General features: G+C 63.4%; 3 protein-coding genes. 2 read left to right on the forward strand and 1 reads right to left on the reverse strand.

Translation table 11 applies throughout. From position 1 onward, the window contains the following. Together VN856_RS13955 and VN856_RS13960 are read left to right on the forward strand one after the other, a co-directional pair. Positions 1-1,144 (forward strand): Rieske 2Fe-2S domain-containing protein (locus VN856_RS13955; RefSeq protein ID WP_325689965.1); only part of this gene is annotated, 1,144 nt, incomplete at its 5' end. Further along, positions 1,141-1,608: a hypothetical protein gene (locus tag VN856_RS13960; RefSeq protein ID WP_325689968.1), complete on the forward strand. Its 468-nt coding sequence runs from the start codon at positions 1,141-1,143 to the stop codon at positions 1,606-1,608. The genes VN856_RS13955 and VN856_RS13960, both read left to right, overlap by 4 nt. A gap of 3 nt (positions 1,609-1,611) precedes the next feature. On the opposite strand, the gene VN856_RS13965 is transcribed toward VN856_RS13960, so the two are convergent. Then, positions 1,612-2,433: sulfotransferase (locus tag VN856_RS13965; protein ID WP_325689970.1), on the reverse strand; the 822-nt coding region annotated here is incomplete at its 5' end.

Consider the following 2,433-nt stretch of genomic DNA (forward strand, 5'->3'; position numbering starts at 1 on the left):
GCCCAGCGTCCGGACCATTAACAGCGGCGCACCGCCGGAGAGGTTCGCCCGCGGCTGGCACTGCCTCGGACTCGCCAGCACGTTCCGGACGCCGGAGCCGCACGCGGTCCACGCCTTCGGCACCAAGCTGGTCGTGTTCGCCGACTCGCATGGCGACGTGCACGTGCTGGACGGTTACTGCCGGCACATGGGCGGCAACCTGTCGCAGGGCACCATCAAGGGCGACGAAATCGCTTGTCCGTTCCACGACTGGCGCTGGGGTGGCGACGGTAAGTGCAAGCTGGTGCCCTACGCCAAGCGCACGCCGCGGCTGGCCCGTACCCGGTCTTGGGCGACCGACGTCCGCAGCGGGCTGCTGTTCGTCTGGCACGACCACGAAAAGAACCCCCCGCAACCCGAGGTGCAAATCCCCGACATCCCCGAGTTCGCCAGCGGCGACTGGACCGACTGGCGGTGGAACTCGATCCTGATCGAGGGTTCCAACTGTCGCGACATCATCGACAACGTCACCGACATGGCCCACTTCTTCTACATCCACTTCGGCCTGCCGACCTACTTCAAGAACGTCTTCGAAGGGCACATCGCCTCGCAGTACCTGCACAACGTCGGTCGGCCTGACATCAACGACCTGGGCACCTCTTACGGTGAAGCGCATCTGGATTCGGAGGCGTCCTACTTCGGCCCGTCGTTCATGATCAATTGGCTGCACAACAAATACGGCGACTACAAGGCCGAGTCGATCCTGATCAACTGCCATTACCCGGTTACCCAGGACTCGTTCATGCTCCAGTGGGGCGTCATCGTCGAAAAGCCCAAAGGCATGGACGAAAAGATGACCGAGAAGCTGTCCAGGGTCTTCACCGACGGCGTCAGCAAGGGCTTCTTGCAGGACGTCGAGATCTGGAAGCACAAGACTCGTATCGACAACCCACTGCTGGTCGAAGAAGACGGCGCGGTGTATCAGATGCGGCGGTGGTACCAGCAGTTCTACGTCGACGTCGCCGATGTCACGCCGGACATGACTGACCGCTTCGAAATCGAGGTCGACACCACCATCGCGAACGAGAAGTGGCACGTTGAGGTCGACGAGAACCTGCAAAAGCAGGCTGAGTCGGAAGGACAGCCGACCCAGGTTCCGCAATGAGCCCGGACAATCAGCCGCCCGACGTCGATCGGCTAGCTCGGTCGATGCTGATGCTCCATGGCGATCACGACAGCCACGACGAGCCCGCGTCGGCCGCCGACGGTAGGCCTGGCGGATCCTGGTCCAAGGCACCGACTTTCGCCGACGATCCGGAGCGGGCGGCCGCGGTGGCGGCGGCTACGCAGGCCGACCGCACTCGGTATCTCACAACGGGCCTGCAACCGGTTGATTGCCGGTTCTGCCACGCGACGGTGAATGTCAAGCGGCTGGGGCCGGGACACACTGCGGTGCAATGGAACACCGAGGCATCGCAGCGCTGCGCCTATTTCGCCGAGCTACGCGCGACCGGGACGCACAGCGCGCGAACTCGGTCATGCCCGAAATTGGGCGACAGCATCGAACACGCAGTCGCCGAGGGGTGTCTGGAAGCGGTATCCACCGCCCCGCCTGCCGGCGACGGCTGAGCTTCACAGCCCGGCGAAACGCTCCTTGACGGCTTCGGCGGTCAGCCCGTAGTCGGCCAGCGAATACTTGTGCTTGGGAGCCCTTTCGCCGCTTTGACTTTCGGCGTGACTGTCCTCCATGGCCTGCCGGGCCTCGTCGGTGAGCGGGATGTCGAATTTGCGATAGATGTCGGCCACCGTACCGATCGGGTCGGCGATTAACTCCCGATAGTCGACGTCGTAGAACTGGTCCGCGTTGTATTTGGCCCGTGCGGTGTTGAACTGCTCCAGCCCGCGTGACCAGGTTTCCATTGCATCCGAACCGATTTGGTTGCCGACGAACTTCGTCGACCAGCCGTCCGTGGTGTGCTGCGCCAGCGAGCACATCGACGCCATGATCGTCTCGACCGGCCGATGCGTCTGGATCACCAGGGCGTCGGGGTAGGTTTCCATCAACGCGTCGAGCGCGAACAGGTGGCTCGGGTTCTTCAGCACCCATCGCTTGTCGGCGTCGTTGAGCCCGATCAGCTGAAGGTTTTTGCGATGCCGCTTATATGCGGGCGTCCAGTCCTGCTGCGACAACCACTTTGAGTAGCTCGGCAGGTGCGCAAGTGTCTCGTAGGACACCGAATGCAGCGACTGGCGCAGCAGCTGCCAGCATTCCTCGAGCTCGTAGGCGGCCATGAAGTGCAGACCGGTGTATCCCGGGTTGTCCTCGTGGTGCTGATTGAACTGGTCGTCGAGTTGGCGATAGAGCGGATGGGATTCCCAGGTGTCGCGCGGCGGGCGCGGCTGCGGGAATTCGGCCAGCCACATGTGCAGACCCTGCGCCGCCGGGTCGGCGCC

Source organism: Mycobacterium sp., from assembly GCF_035603715.1.
Lineage (GTDB): Bacteria > Actinomycetota > Actinomycetes > Mycobacteriales > Mycobacteriaceae > Mycobacterium.